Below are 18,713 nucleotides of genomic sequence, written 5' to 3'. Positions count from 1 at the left end.
GGGCGAACTGCATGGGCGCGGAAGGCGTGTCCGCCTAGCGTGTGGGCCATGACACGGGGAACGCACGGAACAGGAACGCGACGGACGAGCCGGCGCACCGCAGGGGCCCGGCGGGCGGCGGCGGCCGGGCTCGCCGCACTGCTGCTCGCGGGCGCCGGGGCCGCGGCGGCACCCGCCGCCCTCGCGGCCGGCGCACCCGGCGGGGACGGCAGGGGGCGGCTCCTCTCCGTCGTCCCGGTCGCCGCGCGCGACCGGGCGGAGGTCGTCCGCGAACTCGCCGACCAGCACATCGGCACCGACCCGGTCCGCCACGGCGTGCGCGCCTACCGGCTGACGTACCGCACGGTGGACCCGTACGGCGGGCCCACCACCGCCACCGGACTGCTCACCCTCCCGGACGGCGGCGGCCGCCGGCTCGCGCTCGTCTCCGACACCCACGGCACCATGTCCGACCGCGCCTACGCCCCCTCCGTCGCCGAGGCGGCGCGGGCACCCTCGTACCTCTTCGCCGCCACCGGCCGCGCGGTCGCCGCGCCCGACTACCTGGGCCTGGGCGAGGGCCCCGGACCGCACCCCTACATGGACACGCGGTCCGCCGTCACCGCCTCCGTGGACATGCTGCGCGCCGCCCGGACGGCCGCGCGCGGGCTGGGCCGGACGATCGACGGCGACCTGTACGTCAGCGGCTTCTCCCAGGGCGGCCAGGTCGCCATGGCACTGGGCCGGGCGGTGCAGGCGGGGGACGCGCCGGGCTTCCGGCTGAAGGCGCTCGCCCCGGTCTCCGGGCCCTACGACCTGCTCGGCACCCAGGTGCCCGCGATGACCGACGGCCGGGTCAACGACATCAGCGCGGTGTTCTACCTCTCCTACTTCCTCGTCGCCCAGAACCGGCTGCACGCCATCTACAGGGACCCGTCCGAGGTGTTCCGGCAGCCGTACGCCGACCGCGTCGAGCACCTCTTCGACGGGCGGCACGAGGACGAGGACATCGTCCGGCAGCTCGCGCCGAACGTGAAGGAGCTGGTGACGGCCGACTTCTACCGCGGCCTCGGCCACCCCACGGGCGGCTTCGCCGAGGCGCTGCGGGCCAACGACGGCGCCTGCGCCTGGAAGCCCGGCGTGCCGGTGCGGCTGTACGCCGGGGACGGCGACACGGACGTGCCGATCGGCAACGCCCGGGCATGCGAACGCACCCTCGCCGCGCGGGGGGCGAGGGTGCGGTTGCTCGACCTGGGCGCCGTCGACCACCAGGGGTCGGGACGGGGCGCGCTGGCCGGGGTGGCGCGCTGGTTCGGCGCCGGAGCGCGGTGAGCGGTCCGGTGGCCGTGGGACCGGCTCAGTACCAGCCGTTCGCCTGCCAGAAGGACCAGGCCTTGACCGGGCTGCCGTAGCGGGAGTTCATGTAGTCCAGGCCCCACTTGATCTGGGTGGCCGGGTTCGTCTTCCAGTCGGCGCCCGCGGAGGCCATCTTCGACCCCGGCAGGGCCTGGACCAGGCCGTAGGCGCCGGAGGAGCTGTTGGTGGCGGTCGGGTTCCAGCCGCTCTCCCGCTCGACGATCTTGCTGAACGCGTTGAACTGCGCGGCGTCCGGGATCATCTTGTGCGCGATCGCCTGGGCCGAGGAGGCGGAGGCGGGGGCGGCCTGGGCGGGAGCCGCGGACAGCGCCATGCCGGTGGTGGCGGCGGCCACGGCGGCGACGGTGAGGGCCTTCTTCGGGGAGGCGATGCGACGGATCACGGAAACGGACACGGAGAACCTCTTGCGTCGGGGACAGGGAATCGCCGCGCACGAGCCCCTGGGGGCGGGCCGCGTTTCCGCGACCGGCATGCGTCGGCGCCGCGACCCTGGGGGCCCGTGGCGCCTGGCGACGCCGACCAGATAAGCAGCCCGGACAACCGCCCGCAATCACCGCATTTACTAGTTGAGGCCGGATGGGTGTGCCCTGTCCGCTATGTGGCGCAGGCCGCAAACCGCAGGTCAAAGGGGGTGCGGGCCGATGTTCCTGCGCCGAACGGAGGTACGGCCGTCCTTCGTAGGTGAACTGCGTCATGTGGGGTGCCTCACCGGCCCGTTCACCGCACGGGTACGGCCCCTCACCCCCCGGGGCGCTCGAAGGTGACCGGGGTCTCGAAGGCGGCGCGGCGCGTGGCCCGGCGCAGCGCGCGCAGCACCGCCGGGCCGAGCGCGAAGGTCAGCACCACCGTGCACAGGGCCCGGCCCAGGTCCCAGCCGAGGGAGGTGGCCAGGCAGTAGGCGACGAAGCGGGCCAGATTGGCGGCGACCGAGTCGCCCGGGTGGAAGGAGATGCCCGACGCGGTGGCGCCCATGAAGGGCCAGCCGGCCAGGTTCATGACGGTGCCGTAGGCGAGGGAGGCGAGGAAGCCGTATCCGGCCAGGAGCAGCAGTTCGCCCCGGCCGCGCAGCCGTACCGGGCCCGGCAGCAGGCCCGCGCCCATCGCGAACCAGCCCATCGACAGCATCTGGAACGGCAGCCAGGGGCCGACCCCGCCGGTCAGCAGCGCGGACGCGAACATCGTCACCGAGCCCAGCGCGAACCCGAAGCCGGGGCCGAGGACACGGCCGCTGAGCACCAGCAGGAAGAACATCGGCTCGATCCCGGCCGTGCCCGCGCCGATCGGCCGCAGCGCGGCACCGGTCGCGGCCAGCACGCCGAGTGTCGCGACCGCCTTGGGACCGAGGTCCGACTCCGAGATGGTTGCCGCGACCACCGCCACCAGCAGGATCAGCAGGCCCGCGAAGAGCCAGGGGGCGTCCTGGGCGTGCGCGCTGAGCCGGGAGGCGGGCGGGGCGAGGAAGGGCCAGCCGAAGGCGATCACACCGACCGCGGTGACCAGGACCAGGGCGGCGACGGACCGGGGGCCGAGGCGGACGGCGCGGACCCGGGGGCCCCGGGCCTCGGGGGAGAGGCTCATCCCAGCGCCTCCCGCACCTCGGCCACGGTCAGCCACCGCTGGGGGGCCAGGATCTTCGTCACCTGCGGGGCGAAGGACGGCGACGACACCACGATCTCCGCCGTGGGCCCGTCCGCGATCACCTCGCCCTCGGCCAGCAGCACCACCCGGTGCGCGACCTCCGCGGCCAGCTCCACGTCGTGCGTGGCCAGCACGATCGCGTGCCCCTCGGCGGCGAGGCCGCGCAGCGTGGTCACCAGCCGGGCCTTCGCCGCGTAGTCCAGGCCGCGGGTGGGCTCGTCCAGCAGGAGCAGCGGCGGACGGGCGGCCAGCACGACGGCCAGCGCCAGCGCGAGGCACTGTCCCTCGGAGAGGTCGCGGGGGTGGGTGTCGTCGGCGATGCCCGGCAGCAGCCGGGACAGCAGGGCGCGGCAGGTGCCGGGGTCCGCGCCCGCGTCCTGGTCGGCGGCGGCGCATTCGGCCGCCACCGTGTCGGCGTACAGCAGGTCCCGCGGTTCCTGCGGGACCAGGCCGACGTGCCGGATCAGCTCGCGGGGCGCGGTGCGGTGCGGGGCGGCGCCGCCGACGGTGACCGTGCCGGAGGTGGGTTCGAGCAGGCCGACGAGGGTGTTGAGGAGGGTGGACTTGCCGGCGCCGTTGCGGCCCATGAGGGCGATGGTCTCGCCGGGGGAGACGGTGAGCGAGAGCCGGTCGAGGGCGGTGACGTGGGCGCGGCGGACGGTGAGGGAGGCGGCCGCCGCCATCGGGGCGGGCCCGGCCGCGGGGGCGGCCTTGGGGCGGCGGCCGAACAGGCGGCCCGCGCCCCGGCCGGGCCGGGCGGGCATCGCCCGCGCGGCCGGGCGGGGTGCCGCCGTGCTCCCCGCCGGTCCGGCCGTACGGCTGTCCGCGGCCGTGGACAGCCGCTCCCGCAGCTCCCCGGCCCTGCGCCGGGCGTCCCGGACGGTCAGCGGGAGGGGGGACCAGCCGGCCAGCCGGCCGAGGGCCACCACCGGGGGGTGGACCGGCGAGACGGACATGACGTCGGCCGGGGTGCCGGTGACGGGGGGCCGTCCGGGAGCGGGGAGGAGGACGACCCGGTCGGCGTAGTGGACGACGCGTTCGAGGCGGTGTTCGGCCATGAGGACCGTGGTGCCCAGGTCGTGCACCAGGCGCTGGAGCACGGCCAGCACCTCCTCCGCGGCGGCCGGGTCCAGCGCGGACGTCGGCTCGTCCAGGACGAGCACCCGGGGGTGCGGGGTGAGGACGGAGCCGATGGCGACGCGCTGGCGCTGGCCGCCGGAGAGGGTGGCGATCGGGCGGTCCCGCAGTCCGGCCAGGCCCAGCAGGTCGAGGGTCTCCTCCACGCGGCGCCGCATCACCTCGGGCGCGAGGCCCAGCGACTCCATGCCGTAGGCGAGTTCGTCCTCCACGGTGTCCGTGACGAAGTGGGCGAGCGGGTCCTGGCCCACCGTGCCGACGACATCGGCGAGTTCGCGCGGTTTGTGGGCCCGGGTGTCGCGGCCGGCGACGGTGACCCGGCCGCGCAGGGTGCCGCCGGTGAAGTGCGGGACCAGGCCGCTGACCGCGCCGAGCACCGTCGACTTGCCGACCCCGGACGGGCCGACGAGGAGCACGAGTTCGCCCTCCGGCACCTCGAAGTCGACGCCCCGGACGGTGGGTTCGGCGGCGCCGTCGTACGTCACGCTGACATCCTCGAAGCGGATCACGAGTGCTCCCTGGGGACGGCGAAGGCGGGCAGCAGGGCGAGGAGGACCGCGGCGGCGGGCCACAGGGGCAGGGTCGGCGCGGACAGCGGGACCACACCCGGGTGCAGCGCCTCCGGGGCGCGGGCCGAGGCGAGGGTGAGCAGCGCGGCGACGGCGACGCCGGAGCCGGTGACCAGCCAGGCGCGGGCGTCCCAGCGGTCGGGGCGGTACCGGGTGCGCAGCGAGCGGCGGCCGCCCAGGCGCAGTCCCGCCAGGGCGGCGGCGACCCCGGCGAGCAGCAGCGGGATGCCGTACCCCCCGCCCTCGGCGGTGAGCAGCCCGTAGGTGCCGGCGCAGACGCCGAGCAGCCCGCCGAGGGTGAGCGCGGCGGTGGTGCGGCGGACCCGGGCGGGGACCTCGGCGGCGCGGCCGTAGCCGCGCGCCTCCATCGCGGCGGCGAGGGCGACCGAGCGCTCCAACGCGCCCTCCAGGACCGGGAGTCCGACCTGGAGCAGGCCCCGGATGCCGCGGTCCGGGCGGCCGCGCAGACGGCGGGCGGCGCGCAGCCGCTGTACGTCGGCGATCAGATGCGGGGCGAAGGTGAGCGCGACGACGACGGCGACGCCGGTCTCGTACAGGGCGCCGGGGAGGGACTTCAGCAGGCGCGACGGGCTCGCGAGGGCGTTCGCGGCGCCCACGCAGATCAGCAGGGTGGCCAGTTTCAGGCCGTCGTAGGCCGCGAAGACGAGGGCCTCCGCGGTGACCTCGCCGCCCAGGCGGATGCCCTGCGCCCAGTGCGGGAGGGGGATCTCCGGGAGGGTGAGCAGGGTGTGGGTGCCGGGGATCGGGGAGCCGAGCGCCACCGCGAAGAGGAGGCGGATGAGAAGGACGGCGAGGGCGAGCCGGGCGAACGCGGTGTAGGAGCGGGCCCAGGGGGCCGCGGAGCGGTGCGTGGCGACGACGTACGCCGACGCGGCGATGAGCAGGGCGAGGAGCAGGGGGTTGGTGGTGCGGGTGGCGGCGGTGCCCAGGGATACGGCCCAGAGCCACCAGGCGCCGGGGTGCACGGTGGCACCGCCGGGCCGCCGGGACCGCGAGGGCCCCGGGGCGGGCGGAACCGCGCGAGCGGCCGGGGCCGGGCCGGACCAGGTCCCGGCCGGGACCCGGCCGGGTGCGGCGGCCGGGGTGGGACGGTCGCCGTCGCCCGGCGTCCGCCCGCGGGGAACCGCGCGGCCGGTCCCGGCCCGGCCCTTCGGCGGAGTCATCCGCGTCGCCGTCGCGACTGCCACACCGCCGCGCCCGCGAGCAGCACGACGACACCCGCGCCGATCGGCAGCCCCAGGGACGGGCCGCCGGACGGGGCGGCCGGCTTCTCGGCGGCGGCCGAACCGGCGGAGCCCGCCGAGCCGTTCGCCGCGACCTGCTCGCCGCACCCCGTGCGGGGATACCCGGAGATCGCGCACAGCAGGGCGTTGGTGTCGTACCGCAGCGGCTCGGCCACGGCGGCCAGCGCCTGCGCGGCGGACGCCGACGGCGCCACGCGGGCGCAGGCCGTGCGGCGGGCCGGCGGGGTCTCGCCGGAAGGCGCGTCGGCCTCGACGCCGAAGTCGATGACCAGCGCCACCCGCTTGGTGCCCGGCTTCGCGGGCGTGTCGGCGCAGATGGTGCCGAAGTCCGCCGTGCCGCGCGGCTTGCTCGCGTCTGCGGAGTCCGCGCTCACGGAGAACCGGAAGCCCTCCACGGCGCCGTCGTCGGGGCGGGCGAGCGAGGGGCCCTGGGTGGCGTACGTCCAGTGGTCGCCGGAGCGCTCCCAGAAGGACCAGTAGCGGTAGCCGGTGGCCTGGGCCTGCCCGGCCCCCGCGCCCAGCAGCAGCGCCACGGCGGCCAGCAGCACCGGCACGGCACGGCGGACGGCGGTCACGACTGCTGCTTCTTCCGGGTGCTGAGCAGGAAGCCGATGCCGATGCCCGCGACGAGGCAGATGCCGACGCTCCACCAGACCCCGGCGTGCGAGGTGCCGTCGGCGGCCTTGGTCCGGTTCTCGGTGTGGCCCGCCACCACCGGGGCCGGGCCGAGGGCGGCGAGGGAGGTCACCAGGCTGGTGCCGCCGAAGTCGCCGGGCTGGGCGCCGACCGCGTGCGCGGCGAGGATCAGCTGGGCGTACGCGGCCGGGCCGGTCTGCGTGGCCCAGGGGCCCGCGTTCTTCTCCAGCCAGGCGTACGCCTTCTTGGCCGGCTCCATCCGCCCGTCCGCGGCGAGCGCCACGACGGTGTCGGCGGTGTTGCCGTAGTCGGGCTGGTCCTCGGCGCCGGGCAGCGCGGACGTGAGGTGGCCGCTGCGGGCGACGGCCGCGGACAGGTACGCGCCGCCGTTGTCGGCGACCTGGGCCGGGCCGGGGTGGCCGGAACCCGCGCAGGCGTCCTGCGCGGGGGGCTTGCCCTCCTCGGCCACGAAGCCCTTGCCGAGCGCGCCGAGCACACCGGCCGCGGTGGCGTCCGCGTTGGCGGCCAGCCTGCCCTTCTTGTCGGGCTGGTAGGCGAGCGCGCCGCCGCCGTCCTGGTCGCAGGGGATGGACCAGCCGGCCAGCGCGTCGTAGGGCGACTTGCCGGACTTCTCGACGTGCGCGGGGTCGGTGCCGGTCGCGGCCAGCGCGCCGATGACGACGGAGGTGGAGTTGGCGTCGCTGGGGCTGCCGGGGTTGTAGCCCCAGCCGCCGTCCTCGTTCTGCGCGGACTTCAGCCAGCCGACCGCCTTGGTGACGGCGGCGTCGTGGCCGCCGACGGCGTGCAGCGCCTGTACGGCGGCGGCCGTGCTGTTGGTGTCCACCGTGGTCTTGGCGTCACAGTCCTTGCCGGGGTCGGCGCGGAACGCGGCGAAGGCGCCGCTTGCGCACTGCTGGCCGGTGAGCCAGTCGACAGCGCCGGGGGCCGGCCGGTAGCCGAGCGTGTGCAGGGCGGTCAGGGCCAGGGACTGGCGCCAGACGCCGTCGTAGGTGGGGTCCGACTTGCCGTAGAGCCCGGCGGGGACCGAGACCTTCGGGGAAGGGGACGGGCCGGCGGCCACGGCGGGTGCGGCGGCTGCCAGCACGCCTATGGCGGCGAGAGCCGCGGCGTTGCGGCGGACGTTCATGGTCGGCGACTGCCTCTCCCTGCGGGGAGCCGGGCAGCGCACGGGAGGGCCCCGGGCGGCTCGACTCCGTAAACCTCGACGGTGCTGTGCGCGGCGGCGGCCGGCGCACACGAGCCGGTCAACGTGCCCCCCGGGGCGTTCCGGCTCGCCGCTCCGCGGGGAAACGGCTCACGGTTGCGGGTCAGCGCCGGAATTGCACCGGCTTTCCCCCGTACGGGTGTGATGACGACCCCGCCACTTTACCGGCAGCCCCGCGGCCCCGAGGAGCGGCCGCCGGCACGAGGCCCCGGTGATTAGGGTCACGGTCATGACAACCACCGGAAGACTGCTGGGCTCCGGCCGCTCGGCGGACGTCTACGAGATCGACGCCGACTGGGTGTTGCGCCGTGACCGGGAGGGCTGGGGGGACGCGGCGGCCGAGGGCGCCGTGATGACGTACGTACGGCGGCACGGCTATCCGGCACCCCGCGTGCGCCCCACCGGCTCCCGCACCGACCTGGTCCTGGAGCGGCTGTCCGGCCCCACCCTGCTCGGCGCCCTGACGCGGGGCCGGGTGGAGCCGGCGGAGGCGGGGGCGCTGCTCGCCCGGCTGCTGCGCCGGCTGCACGCCGTGCCGGGCCGGGACCCGCGCGACCCGGACGCGCGGGTGCTGCACCTGGACCTGCACCCCGACAACGTGATGCTCACCCCGGACGGGCCCCGGGTCATCGACTGGTCCAACGCCGAGGACGGGCACCCGGGACTGGACTGGGGCATGTCCGCGGTGATCCTCGCCCAGGTCGCCGTGGCCCCCGGCGCCCTCGCGGCACCCGCCCGCGCGATGCTGGACGCCCTGCTGGCCGACCCCTCCGGCCTCACCGGGGAGGGGCTGGCGCGGGCGCTGCGGCGGCGCGCGGACAATCCGACGATGAGCGCGGCGGAGACCGGGCTGCTGGGGGAGGCGGGGAGGCTGGTACGCGAGGTCGGGCAACTGGCCTGAGCCCGCTTTCCTGTTGGCTGAAAAAACCGGGGGCCGCGACACCCGAGGCGTTCCTTTCGGCCAGTCGGCAGGACGGCCGGCGGCCCGTTTCTGACGTACATCCCTTTCGTGACGTACGTGCCCGATCGGTGAAGCTGGCTGAAGCGGCGCGGAGTTGGCATATTGCGGTCAGACGTGACCGCTTGCAGCCTCCGGGGGAATGGTGCGAACAACCAGGAAGATGCGCCGGTTCGCCAACGAGCTGATCGATCCCCTCCGAGTGCCGATCCCCGCCGACCCCGGCGACCTGCTGGACGCGCTGGTCGAGTCCGCCACCCGCTGGCGCGGCCGGCCCATCGCCGTCCACTTGGCGAACTTCCCGCCGCAGACCTCCGCGACCGGGCTGTGGATCGACCGCGGCACCCGCGACGACATCGTCATCGAGGCCGACGCCCCGCCCTGGATGAAGCTGGTGATCCTGGGTCACGAGCTGTGGCACATGGCCGACGACGACCCGGCGCACCGCGCCGCGCACGCCGAGGGCGCCCTCGCGCCGGCCGGCGCCGACGACGCGCCGCCCACCGCCGCCCGCACCCGCTTCCTGGAGGCCGCCGAGCAGCGGGCCGACCTGTTCGGCATGCTGATCGGCGACCGGCTGCGGCCCTGGCTGAAAGCCTCCCCCGATTCCGTGTACGCGGCGCACACCTCCGGCCACGACGACCTCGCCGGACGCATCGGCGCGGCCCTCAACTACCGCGGGGCCCGAAGGTGAGCGACCTGATCAACTACGTCAGCTGCGGACTGCTGTGGCTGGGCCTGCTGACCAAGGCGCCCGACCTGGCGCGGCGCTGGCGGGACCCCTTCCTGCTCACCCTCAGCACCGTGCTGGCCCTCTCCTCGCTGTGCTTCCTGTTCGGCGCTCCCGACACGGTCGGCTTCGTCAACGACGTCAGCGGCGTGCCCAACCTGGCCGCCCCGCTGACGTACGGCACCATCACCGCCTACGGCGCCGCCTCCCTCGCGCTCGTCACGCGCTGGCGCGGCGGCCCGGGCACCACCCGCGCGATCCGCCGCTGGACCCTCGGCTACACCGCCGTACTCGCGGGCATCGCCGCCCTGTTCGTGCTCGGCGACGCCTCCGTGGAGCGCCGCACGGACTTCGACACGTACTACGCCACCACGCCCTACATCGGCGAGATGATCGTCCTCTACCTCGCCGCGCACCTGACCGCCGCCCTGGTCACCGCCCACCGCTCGCTGTCCTGGGCCCGGCGGCTGCGCGGGTCGCTGCGGGCCGGTCTGGTGACCATGGGGACGGGCACCGTGGCCGGGTGCGGCTACAGCGCCGCCAAACTCGCGGCCGTGGGCGGCCGTTGGGGCGGACACGACTGGCCCGCGCTCGGCACGACCTTCGCGTCGGCCTGCGCCGGGCTCAGCGCGGCGCTCACCGTCGTCGGCATCGTGATCCCGCTCCTCGCGCCCTTCCTGGCCGAGCGGGTGTGCTGCTGGCGGACGTACGCGCGGCTCGGCCCGCTGGAACGGGCGCTCACCGGGCTGCTCACCCGCGAGGCCCTGCGGGTGCCGCGCCCCCGGTGGCCGTCCGCCACCCGCTGGCTGACCTGGCGGCAGAGCTCCATCTACAACGGGCTGCACTATCTGGGGCGTTACCTGGACGAGGGGCTGTACCGGCAGACCTACGCCGACCGGCTGCGCGCGGGCGGCGACCCGCACGAGGCCCAGGCCGCCGCGTGGGCCGCGGCGATCGCCGCCGCCACCCGGGCGCCGCACGAGCGGCCGGCGCAAGCGGCCGTACCGCTCGCCGACCGCCCCGACCTGCCGGCGCTGCTGCGCATCTCCGACGCGCTCGCCGACGGCACGGGCGACCGCGCCCTGGCCGTGGCCTGAAGGGAGCCGTCGCGCCATGAGCCTGATCGTCTACACGGTGGCGAGCCTGTTCACCGCGACCGCCCTGCTGGTCTTCCGCAGACCGCGGCTCGCCCTGCGGGACCCGCTGACCGCCTCCACCTGCGTGTCGATCTTCCTCGGCGGGCTGTGCTTCTTCTGCTCGGCCCCCGTCACCCTCGGCGCGGTCAACCACCTCACCCGCGTCCCCAACTTCGGCGCCCCGATGACCTACAGCGTCATCTCCGCCTACAGCGCCTCGCTGCTGATCCTGCTGATCAACTGGCGCGGTGGACCGGCCGAGCGGGTACGGCGCCAGGCGGTGCGGGTGATCACCGTGTACAGCCTGGTGATCACCGCCGTGATCACCCTGTTCGCGCTGGCCGACGCGCCGGCCGAGCGGCTGCGGGACCTGGACACCTACTACGCGAACACCCCGTACATGCGCGAGATGATCGTGCTGTACCTCCTCGGACACGGTGCCTGCGCGCTGATCACCATCTATGTGTGCCTGCGCTGGTCGCGGGAGGTCACCGGCATCCTCCGGGTCGGGCTGCGGCTGATCATGGCGGGCCTGGCCGTGGACGTCACCGGCTTCGAGGGCGCCAAGCTGACGGCGGTCGCGGCCCGGTGGGCCGGGCACGACCTGGACCGGCTGTCCACCGGTCTCGCCCCGCGCGCCGCCGCCCTGGGCGCCCTGCTGTGCGCCGCCGGCTTCGTGCTGCCCCGGCTGCTGCCCGCGGCCCTCGCCCAGTGGCACAGCGTCTGGGACTACCGGGCGCTCGGCCCCCTGTGGGCGGAGCTGCGCAGCGTGCCCACCGCCCCCAAGCCCGCGCCGCCGCGCTGGCTGCTGCCGCGCGGCCGGCTGTACTACCGCGAGCTGCGCATCCTCGACGCGCTGCTCGCCCTCCAGTCCCGCTGCGACGGCCGGGTGCGCGAGACGGCGTACCAGCGGGCCCGGGCCCAGGGCAGCCCGCCCGGCGAGGCGCACTTCATCGCGGCCGCCGCCATGGTCGTGGACGCCGCCCGGCAGGCCCGGCGGCCCCGCCCGGCCGAGAGCGCCGGACCGGAGGGCACCGACCGGCTGCACACGGCCCTCTTCTCGGACACCCGGGAACTCGTACGGCTCGCCCGGGCGTTGGCCGGATCATCCGTCGTCGAGGCGGCTCGGCAGGGCGCGGCACGGACCGCGGGCGGCTGAGGCCGCCCGCGCGGCGGACGTCCGAGCGGAGGGAAGAGGAAGCGTGAACGCACGAAGAGCCGTTGTCATCGGGGCCGGACCGGCCGGTCTGCTGGCCGCCGCGGCGCTGTCGCCGGCCGTGGAGGAGGTCGTGGTGGTCGATCGCGACGAGCTGCCCGACGGGCCCGAGCACCGCACGGGGGTGCCGCAGTCCCGGCACGCCCATCTGCTGATGCCCGGCGGCATGGACGCGATGGAGGAGCTGCTGCCCCGGGCCGGTCTGCGCGCCGAGCTGCTGGCGGCGGGCGCCCGGGAGACGGCGCTGAGCCGCGACATGGTGGCGCTCACCCCGGTGGGCTGGTTCCGGCGCTGGCGGCACCGTTCGCACGTCACGATCACCTCCAGCCGGCCGCTGCTGGAGTGGGTGGTGCGCCGGGCGGTGCTGCGCTGCGGCGAGAACGTGCGGGTGCGCCACGCGCGGGTGACCGGGCTGCGCGGCAGCGCCCGCCGGGTGACCGGGGTGCGGCTGGCCGGCCCGGACGGCGGGCCCGCGCAGGACCTGGACGCGGACTGGGTGGTGGAGGCCGGCGGCCGCGGCACCCGGCTGCTGGCCTGGCTCGACACCCTCGGCGTGCACGGCATCCGCGAGCGCGGCGTCGACAGCGGCCTGGCCAACGCCACCCGGGTCTACCGGGTCCCGGACGGGGCCCGCGACTGGCCGATGACCCTGATCCAGGCCGACCCGTGGAGCGGGCGGCCCGGCCGCAGCGCCATGATCGTGCCCATCGAGGACGACCGGTGGATGGTGAGCCTCGGCGGGATGCGCGGCAGCGAACCCCCGAAGGACCCCGAGGGCTTCGTCGGGTACGCGCTCGACCTGCCGAGCCCCCTGGTGGGCCGGCTGATCCGGGCCGCCGAGCCCCTCGGCCCGGTGCACGTCAGCCGCAGCACCAGCAACTCCCGCCGGTACCTGGAGGACGCGCCCGTGTGGCCGGAGGGCTTCGTGGCGCTCGGGGACGCGGCGGCCACGTTCAACCCGATCTACGGGCAGGGCATGTCGGTCGCGGCGCACGGCGCCCTGGCCCTCGCCCGGGCACTGCGCGAGGACGGCATCGGCACGCCCGGACTGGCCCGCCGGGTCCAGCGCGCGGTGGGCCGGGCCGCCGACGGCGCCTGGACGATGGCGGTCAGCACCGACGTCCTCTACCCCGGCGTGGAGGGCGGCCGGGCGACCCCCGGGGACCGGGTGGCCGCCGCCTACTCCCAGCGGCTGACGCGGGCGGCCACCGGGTCGTACGCCGCGGCCGCCGCGCTGTGGGACGTCACCACCCTGCGCACCCCGCCGTCCCGCCTGTTCCGCCCGGACGCCCTGCTGCACAGCCTCGCCGGGCCCCCGCTGCCCGCCCTCGCCGGGCCGCCGCTGACCGCCGCCGAACGGGCCTTCCTGGCCGGCATCGGCTGACCCGGGCCGTCCCGCGCGGCCTCAGCGGAGCGCGGGGGTGGGGCCGCCGAAGGGCAGGCGCAGCACCCGGGAGGCCAGCAGCCAGCCGTCGCCGGTTCGCCGGAAGGTGTCCTCGTAGTGCCCGACCTGGACCGGCGGCCCGGCGGGCACGAGGCCGCCGGTGTAGCCGTCGACGCGGTGCGTCGAGAAGTACGAGACCGCCGTCGCCGTCTCCTCGGAGACGACCGTGACCAGGATGTTGGACATCAGACGGCGCGAGAGCCGGTCGGCGGGGCGGGCGCCGAAGTACTCCCCGAGCGCCGCCCGCCCCCGCACCCGGCGCCCGTCCCCGGGCGGCGGCCACTCCCAGCTGCCGTCCTCGGTGAACAGCTCGGCCACGGAGGCGGGTTCGCCGAGGTCGAGGCGGTGCACGAAATCCACGATCAGGCGCTCGCAGGCGCGTTCGACGAGCAGCCGCCGCATGGGGTCCATGGGGCTGTTGTGTACCAGCCCGCGGCCCGTCGTGGCCACCGCGGCGCACACCGCCGCGTACGTCACGGGCTCGCTCCCCGGCCCGGCTCCGCGCGGCCGCGCTCGCCGTCAGCGGTCCGCCGCGGCCGGGTCCGGCAGGTCGATCAGCCGGCAGACCGTCTCGATGTCGATCCGCACCTGGGCGATGGAGGCCCGCCCGGACAGCCAGGTGATCAGGGCCGAGTGCCAGGTGTGCTCGATGACACGGACCACCGAGAGCTGCCGGTCGGTGGGGTCCTCGACGCCCATGGCGTCGAGGATGATCGCCGTCGTCTGGCGGGAGACCTGGTCCACCTCCGGGCTGACGCTGCGGTCCGCGAAGGTCAGGGCGCGGACCATGGCGTCGGCCAGCTGCGGCTCGCGCTGGAGCGCGCGGAAGGCCCGCATCAGCGTCCGGGCCACCCGCTCGGCGGGCGCCTCGCCCGCGGGCGGCCTGCGGCGCAGGGTGCCGTGCATGCGCTCCAGCTGGTCCTGCATGGTGGCCACCAGGAGGTGCACCTTGGACGGGAAGTAGCGGTACAGCGTGCCGAGCGCCACCTGGGAGCACTCGGCCACCTCGCGCATCTGCACCGCGTCGAAGCCGCCCCGGCCGGCCAGCCGCGCGCTCGCGCGCAGGATGCGGCGGCGGCGGTCCTCCTGCCGTGCGGTGAGGGGTGGCGAGGCGGGACGCGAGGTACTGGCTTGCGCAGGCATGGGTCCCCGTTCCGTGACAATCGGTGAGGGTGCCGACAGGGCACGTGATCAGGCAGCACGGCGGGGCCGCGCGTCGTGGCGCGAATCACCTGATCCACGGCTCACAGCACCCCTACCTGCCGGTAGATTCAGAGCCTCTTGAACGATCAAGTCTGAAACTTGTTCTAGATTAGCGTCCCGTCGTAGTCTCGCGGGACAGTGCTGGCAGAAGGGGGCACGGAGTGACCGCTGAGGCCCGGGAAGCGGGTGCCCGCGAGGACTCGGCCGCCGACGGCGGGAAACCGCTCGACATCGCGCTCCTCACCTACAAGGGGAACCCGTTCTGCGGCGGGCAGGGCGTCTACGTACGGCACCTCTCGCGCGAACTGGCCCGCCTCGGACACCGCGTCGAGGTCATCGGCTCCCAGCCCTATCCGGTGCTCGACGAGGGATACCCGGCGCTCACCCTGACCGAGCTGCCCAGCCTCGACCTCTACCGCCAGCCCGACCCGTTCCGCACCCCGGGCCGCGACGAGTACCGGGACTGGATCGACGCCCTCGAAGTCGGCACGATGTGGACCGGCGGCTTCCCCGAACCGCTGACCTTCTCGCTGCGCGCCCGCCGCCATCTGCGGGCCCGGCGCGGCGAGTTCGACGTCGTCCACGACAACCAGACCCTCGGCTACGGCCTGCTCGGCGACATCGGCGCGCCCCTGGTCACCACGATCCACCACCCCATCACCGTCGACCGGCAGCTGGAGCTGGACGCGGCCGAGGGCTGGCAGCGCCGGTACTCGGTGCGCCGCTGGTACGCCTTCACCCGGATGCAGAAGCGCGTCGCCCGCCGGCTGCCCTCGGTGCTCACCGTCTCCGGCAGCTCCCGGCAGGAGATCGTGGACCACCTCGGGGTGCGACGGGACCGCGTGCACGTGGTCCACATCGGCGCCGACACCGACCTGTTCGCGCCGGATCCGGCCGTCCCGCAGGTGCCCGGACGCATCGTCACCACCTCCAGCGCCGACGTCCCGCTCAAGGGGCTGGTGTTCCTGGTGGAGGCGCTGGCCAAGGTGCGCACCGAGCATCCGGCCGCCCACCTCGTCGTCGTCGGCAAGCGACCCACCGAGGGGCCGGTCGCCCAGGCGGTCGAGCGGTACGGCCTCGACGGCGCCGTGGAGTTCGTCAAGGGCATCTCCGACGCCGAACTGGTCGACCTGATCCGGTCCGCCGAGGTCGCCTGCGTGCCCTCGCTGTACGAGGGGTTCTCGCTGCCCGCCGCCGAGGCGATGGCGACCGGCACACCGCTGGTGGCGACCACCGGGGGCGCGATCCCCGAGGTCGCGGGACGGGACGGCGAGACGTGCCTGGCCGTGCCGCCCGGCGACGCGGGGGCGCTGGCCGCCGCGCTCGGCCGGCTGCTCGGCGACCGCGAGCTGCGGCTGCGGCTCGGCGACGCGGGCCGCGAACGGGTGCTGGCCAACTTCACGTGGGCGCGCGCGGCCCAGGGCACGGTCGCCCGGTACCGGGAGGCCATCGCCCGCTCCGCGCACCGGGCCCGCGCCGACCGCCCCGCGCGCTCCCCGGGCGCCGCCGGGCGCCCCGGGCCCGCGCAGGACCGTTCCGCGCCCGGCGCACCCGCCGTGGCCCCCGAGCCCCTCGCGTCCGGTGGCGACGGCTCCGCGCCCCAGACTCCCGGCCGCTCCGCGGCCCCGGCAAACACCGCAGGCGTCTCTTCCGAAAGCAGGGCCACGTGCTGACCGTCGACTTCTCCCGGTTCCCGCTCGCCCCCGGCGACCGTGTCCTGGACCTCGGCTGCGGGGCCGGCCGGCACGCGTTCGAGTGCTACCGGCGCGGCGCCCGGGTCGTGGCCCTGGACCGCAGCGCCGACGAGATCCGCGAGGTCGCCAAGTGGTTCGCGGCGATGGAGCAGGAGGGCGAGGCCCCCGAGGGCGCCACCGCCACCGCCATGGAGGGCGACGCGCTCGCACTGCCCTTCCCCGACGAGTCCTTCGACGTCGTGATCATCTCCGAGGTGATGGAGCACATCCCCGACGACAAGGGCGTGCTCGCCGAGATGGTGCGCGTGCTCAAGCCGGGCGGCCGGATCGCGATCACCGTGCCCCGCTACGGCCCGGAGAAGGTCTGCTGGGCGCTGTCCGACGCCTACCACGAGGTCGAGGGCGGCCACATCCGCATCTACAAGGCCGACGAACTGGTGGCCAAGGTCCGCGAGGCCGGCCTCAAGCCCTACGGCAGCCACCACGCGCACGCCCTGCACGCCCCCTACTGGTGGCTGAAGTGCGCCTTCGGCGTCGACAACGACAAGGCGCTGCCGGTGCGCGCGTACCACAAGCTCCTGGTCTGGGACATCATGAAGAAGCCGCTGGCCACCCGGCTGGCCGAGCGGACGCTCAACCCGGTGATGGGCAAGAGCTTCGTGGTCTACGCGACCAAGCCGCACCTGCCCCGGCTCGCCGAGGAGGCGGCCGCCCGGTGACCACCCCCCGGACAGAACACCTCGTCCTGCCCGGGGTCCTCACCGCCGAGCAGGCCGCCGCGACCGTACGCGGCATCCTGGCGGGTCAGCGGGAGGACGGCGCGATCCCGTGGTTCCGGGGTCACCACCTGGACCCGTGGGACCACACCGAGGCCGCCATGGCCCTGGACGCGGCCGGCGAGCACGAGGCCGCCGAGCGTGCCTACCTCTGGCTCGCCCGGCACCAGAACCAGGACGGCTCCTGGTACGCGGCCTACGCCGACGGCGCCCACGACGAGGTCACCGACCGCGCCCGCGAGTCCAACTTCGTGGCGTACATAGCCGTCGGGGTCTGGCACCACTACCTCTCCACCGGCGACGACACCTTCCTGGACCGCATGTGGCCGTGCGTGTACGCGGCCGTGGAGTGGGTGCTCGCCCTCCAGCAGCCCGGCGGGCAGATCGGCTGGCGGCGCGAGGACGACGGCACGCCGACCGCCGACGCCCTGCTGACCGGCAGCTCCTCCGTGCACCACGCGCTGCGCTGCGCCCTCGCCATCGCCGAACAGCGCGAAGAGGCGCAGCCCGACTGGGAGTTGGCGGCGGGCGCGCTGCGGCACGCGATCCGCCGGCATCCGGAGCGCTTCCTGGACAAGGACCGCTACTCGATGGACTGGTACTACCCGGTCCTCGGCGGCGCCCTGACCGGAGCGGAGGCCGCGGCGCGGATAGCCCGGGACTGGGACCGGTTCGTCGTGCCCGGCCTCGGCGTGCGCTGTGTCGTGCCCAACCCGTGGGTGACCGGCGGCGAGTCCAGCGAACTGGCGCTCGCGCTCTGGGCGGTGGGCGAGTCCGACCGGGCGCTGGAGATCCTGAAGTCCATCCAGCACCTGCGGGACCCGGAGTCCGGCCTGTACTGGACCGGCTACGTCTTCGAGGACGACGTCGTCTGGCCGCGGGAACTGACCACCTGGACGGCGGGTTCCCTGCTGCTCGCGGTCGCCGCGCTGGGCGGACACGAGGCCACCTGCGCGGTGTTCGGCGGCGACCGCCTCCCGTCCGGCCTGGACCCGGACTGCTGCCGCTGACCGCGGCGGCGGGCCGGGGCCGTGTCCCCCGAGTGGCGTAACCGCCCGCGCGGAGTGACGCTGGCGTAGGAAGCCCCCTACTCGGAAAGACACGCCGGGAGGACCCCGTGCCTGTACCGATACGGCGCCTCTGCGTGGCGCTGACCCTGTGCTGTGCGCTGGTAGCCGGTGCCACGGCCTGCGGAAACACCAACGCCGGTTCCCACGCCGGCACCAAGACCGTCACCGCCGCGGCGCTCGACCAGCGCGCGGCCACGCCCAGTCCCACCACGCCCGCCGAGCGGCAGAAGTTCGCCAAGACCCGGTTCGTGGCCAACGCGGGTCTCGCGGCCGGAGCCACCTACCAGTGGATCGTGAAGCCGTGGAAGGCCGGCAAGTTCAAGAAGGGCGCGCACGGCCGCAGGACGGCCCTGGTGAAGGCCGGTGTCGCCGGTCTGTTCACCTACAACCGGCTCAAGGCCGCCGAGCGCAACGCCAAGGGCGACCCCACGCTGTCCAAGGCGCTCGCCCCGCTGAGCAAGAGCATCGAGAACCTGCGCGACCTGCCGGCCAAGCTGCGCGGTGGCGACACCAACGCGGCGAACAGCTTCGACGACGTCATCAACAACGTGAAGGACGCGGGCAAGAGCGCGGGCGCCCCGGTCCAGAACAAGGTGCCGAGCGCGAGCCAGCTCCGGAGCGGTTCCTGAGTTGACGCTCCGTCAGATGTCTGCCAGGAGG

Annotated in this window: 18 protein-coding genes; 10 read left to right on the top strand and 8 right to left on the bottom strand. The window is 75.4% G+C overall.

Going from position 1 to position 18,713, the window contains the following annotated elements; all coding sequences use genetic code 11:
- The first annotated feature begins 48 nt into the window (after positions 1 to 48).
- A complete protein-coding gene (locus BLW85_RS13550) occupies positions 49 to 1,311 on the top strand; it encodes an alpha/beta hydrolase (RefSeq protein WP_107409116.1) in 1,263 nt (420 codons plus the stop codon).
- A 25-nt stretch (positions 1,312 to 1,336) separates the two neighbouring features.
- On the opposite strand, the gene BLW85_RS13545 is transcribed toward BLW85_RS13550, so the two are convergent.
- From BLW85_RS13545 to BLW85_RS13520, 6 genes are all read right to left on the bottom strand, one after another.
- The gene (locus BLW85_RS13545) at positions 1,337 to 1,750 is read right to left on the bottom strand and encodes an aggregation-promoting factor C-terminal-like domain-containing protein (protein WP_070027588.1); all 414 of its coding nucleotides are present in this window, start codon (positions 1,748 to 1,750) and stop codon (positions 1,337 to 1,339) included.
- Between the two features lie 344 nt (positions 1,751 to 2,094).
- The gene (locus BLW85_RS13540; protein ID WP_074992175.1) at positions 2,095 to 2,934 is read right to left on the bottom strand and encodes an ECF transporter S component; all 840 of its coding nucleotides are present in this window, start codon (positions 2,932 to 2,934) and stop codon (positions 2,095 to 2,097) included.
- A complete protein-coding gene (locus BLW85_RS13535) occupies positions 2,931 to 4,640 on the bottom strand; it encodes an ABC transporter ATP-binding protein (protein WP_074992174.1) in 1,710 nt (569 codons plus the stop codon). The genes BLW85_RS13540 and BLW85_RS13535 overlap by 4 nt, the downstream gene beginning before the upstream one ends.
- Complete coding sequence (locus BLW85_RS13530; protein WP_070027654.1) at positions 4,637 to 5,686, bottom strand: CbiQ family ECF transporter T component; 1,050 nt, start codon at positions 5,684 to 5,686, stop codon at positions 4,637 to 4,639. Before BLW85_RS13530 ends, BLW85_RS13535 begins: the two co-directional genes overlap by 4 nt.
- Positions 5,687 to 5,880: 194 nt before the next feature.
- On the bottom strand, positions 5,881 to 6,540 hold the full coding sequence (locus tag BLW85_RS13525; RefSeq protein ID WP_074992173.1) for an SCO2322 family protein: 660 nt from the start codon (positions 6,538 to 6,540) through the stop codon (positions 5,881 to 5,883).
- Positions 6,537 to 7,748, bottom strand: coding sequence for an SCO2321 family membrane protein (locus tag BLW85_RS13520; protein ID WP_074992172.1), 1,212 nt, complete (start codon positions 7,746 to 7,748; stop codon positions 6,537 to 6,539). The genes BLW85_RS13525 and BLW85_RS13520 overlap by 4 nt, the downstream gene beginning before the upstream one ends.
- 307 nt (positions 7,749 to 8,055) lie before the next feature.
- On the opposite strand from BLW85_RS13520, the gene BLW85_RS13515 reads away from it, so the two are divergent.
- From BLW85_RS13515 to BLW85_RS13495, 5 genes are all read left to right on the top strand, one after another.
- A complete protein-coding gene (locus tag BLW85_RS13515) occupies positions 8,056 to 8,727 on the top strand; it encodes a phosphotransferase (RefSeq protein WP_074992171.1) in 672 nt (223 codons plus the stop codon).
- A 199-nt stretch (positions 8,728 to 8,926) separates the two neighbouring features.
- The gene (locus BLW85_RS13510) at positions 8,927 to 9,478 is read left to right on the top strand and encodes a toxin (protein ID WP_341867939.1); all 552 of its coding nucleotides are present in this window, start codon (positions 8,927 to 8,929) and stop codon (positions 9,476 to 9,478) included.
- Complete coding sequence (locus BLW85_RS13505) at positions 9,475 to 10,611, top strand: MAB_1171c family putative transporter (RefSeq protein ID WP_070027582.1); 1,137 nt, start codon at positions 9,475 to 9,477, stop codon at positions 10,609 to 10,611. Before BLW85_RS13510 ends, BLW85_RS13505 begins: the two co-directional genes overlap by 4 nt.
- 16 nt (positions 10,612 to 10,627) lie before the next feature.
- Positions 10,628 to 11,809 (top strand): MAB_1171c family putative transporter, encoded by a 1,182-nt coding sequence (locus BLW85_RS13500; protein ID WP_070027581.1) that lies wholly within the window; start codon positions 10,628 to 10,630, stop codon positions 11,807 to 11,809.
- Between the two features lie 43 nt (positions 11,810 to 11,852).
- Entirely contained in the window at positions 11,853 to 13,250 is a 1,398-nt protein-coding gene (locus BLW85_RS13495; RefSeq protein WP_074992170.1) for an FAD-dependent oxidoreductase, read from the top strand.
- Between the two features lie 21 nt (positions 13,251 to 13,271).
- Here BLW85_RS13495 and BLW85_RS13490 read toward each other — a convergent pair whose 3' ends face one another.
- Both BLW85_RS13490 and BLW85_RS13485 read right to left on the bottom strand, forming a co-directional pair.
- Positions 13,272 to 13,721, bottom strand: a complete 450-nt coding sequence (locus BLW85_RS13490) for a nuclear transport factor 2 family protein (protein WP_074996060.1) — start codon at positions 13,719 to 13,721, stop codon at positions 13,272 to 13,274.
- Positions 13,722 to 13,829: 108 nt separating this feature from the next.
- Entirely contained in the window at positions 13,830 to 14,453 is a 624-nt protein-coding gene (locus BLW85_RS13485; RefSeq protein ID WP_074992169.1) for a TetR family transcriptional regulator, read from the bottom strand.
- 221 nt (positions 14,454 to 14,674) lie between these two features.
- Between BLW85_RS13485 and BLW85_RS13480 the strand changes: the two genes are divergently transcribed.
- From BLW85_RS13480 to BLW85_RS13465, 4 genes are all read left to right on the top strand, one after another.
- A complete protein-coding gene (locus BLW85_RS13480; protein WP_070027579.1) occupies positions 14,675 to 16,186 on the top strand; it encodes a glycosyltransferase family 4 protein in 1,512 nt (503 codons plus the stop codon).
- Complete coding sequence (locus tag BLW85_RS13475; RefSeq protein WP_070027578.1) at positions 16,180 to 16,926, top strand: class I SAM-dependent methyltransferase; 747 nt, start codon at positions 16,180 to 16,182, stop codon at positions 16,924 to 16,926. The genes BLW85_RS13480 and BLW85_RS13475 overlap by 7 nt, the downstream gene beginning before the upstream one ends.
- Positions 16,923 to 17,993: a prenyltransferase/squalene oxidase repeat-containing protein gene (locus BLW85_RS13470; RefSeq protein WP_070027577.1), complete on the top strand. Its 1,071-nt coding sequence runs from the start codon at positions 16,923 to 16,925 to the stop codon at positions 17,991 to 17,993. The genes BLW85_RS13475 and BLW85_RS13470 overlap by 4 nt, the downstream gene beginning before the upstream one ends.
- A gap of 107 nt (positions 17,994 to 18,100) precedes the next feature.
- The gene (locus BLW85_RS13465) at positions 18,101 to 18,682 is read left to right on the top strand and encodes a hypothetical protein (RefSeq protein ID WP_070027576.1); all 582 of its coding nucleotides are present in this window, start codon (positions 18,101 to 18,103) and stop codon (positions 18,680 to 18,682) included.
- The last annotated feature ends 31 nt before the right edge of the window (positions 18,683 to 18,713 follow it).

Source organism: Streptomyces misionensis, from assembly GCF_900104815.1.
Taxonomy (GTDB): domain Bacteria; phylum Actinomycetota; class Actinomycetes; order Streptomycetales; family Streptomycetaceae; genus Streptomyces; species Streptomyces misionensis.
The sequence above is the reverse complement of the archived record's forward strand: the minus strand, read 5'-3'. Positions and strand labels throughout refer to the sequence as shown.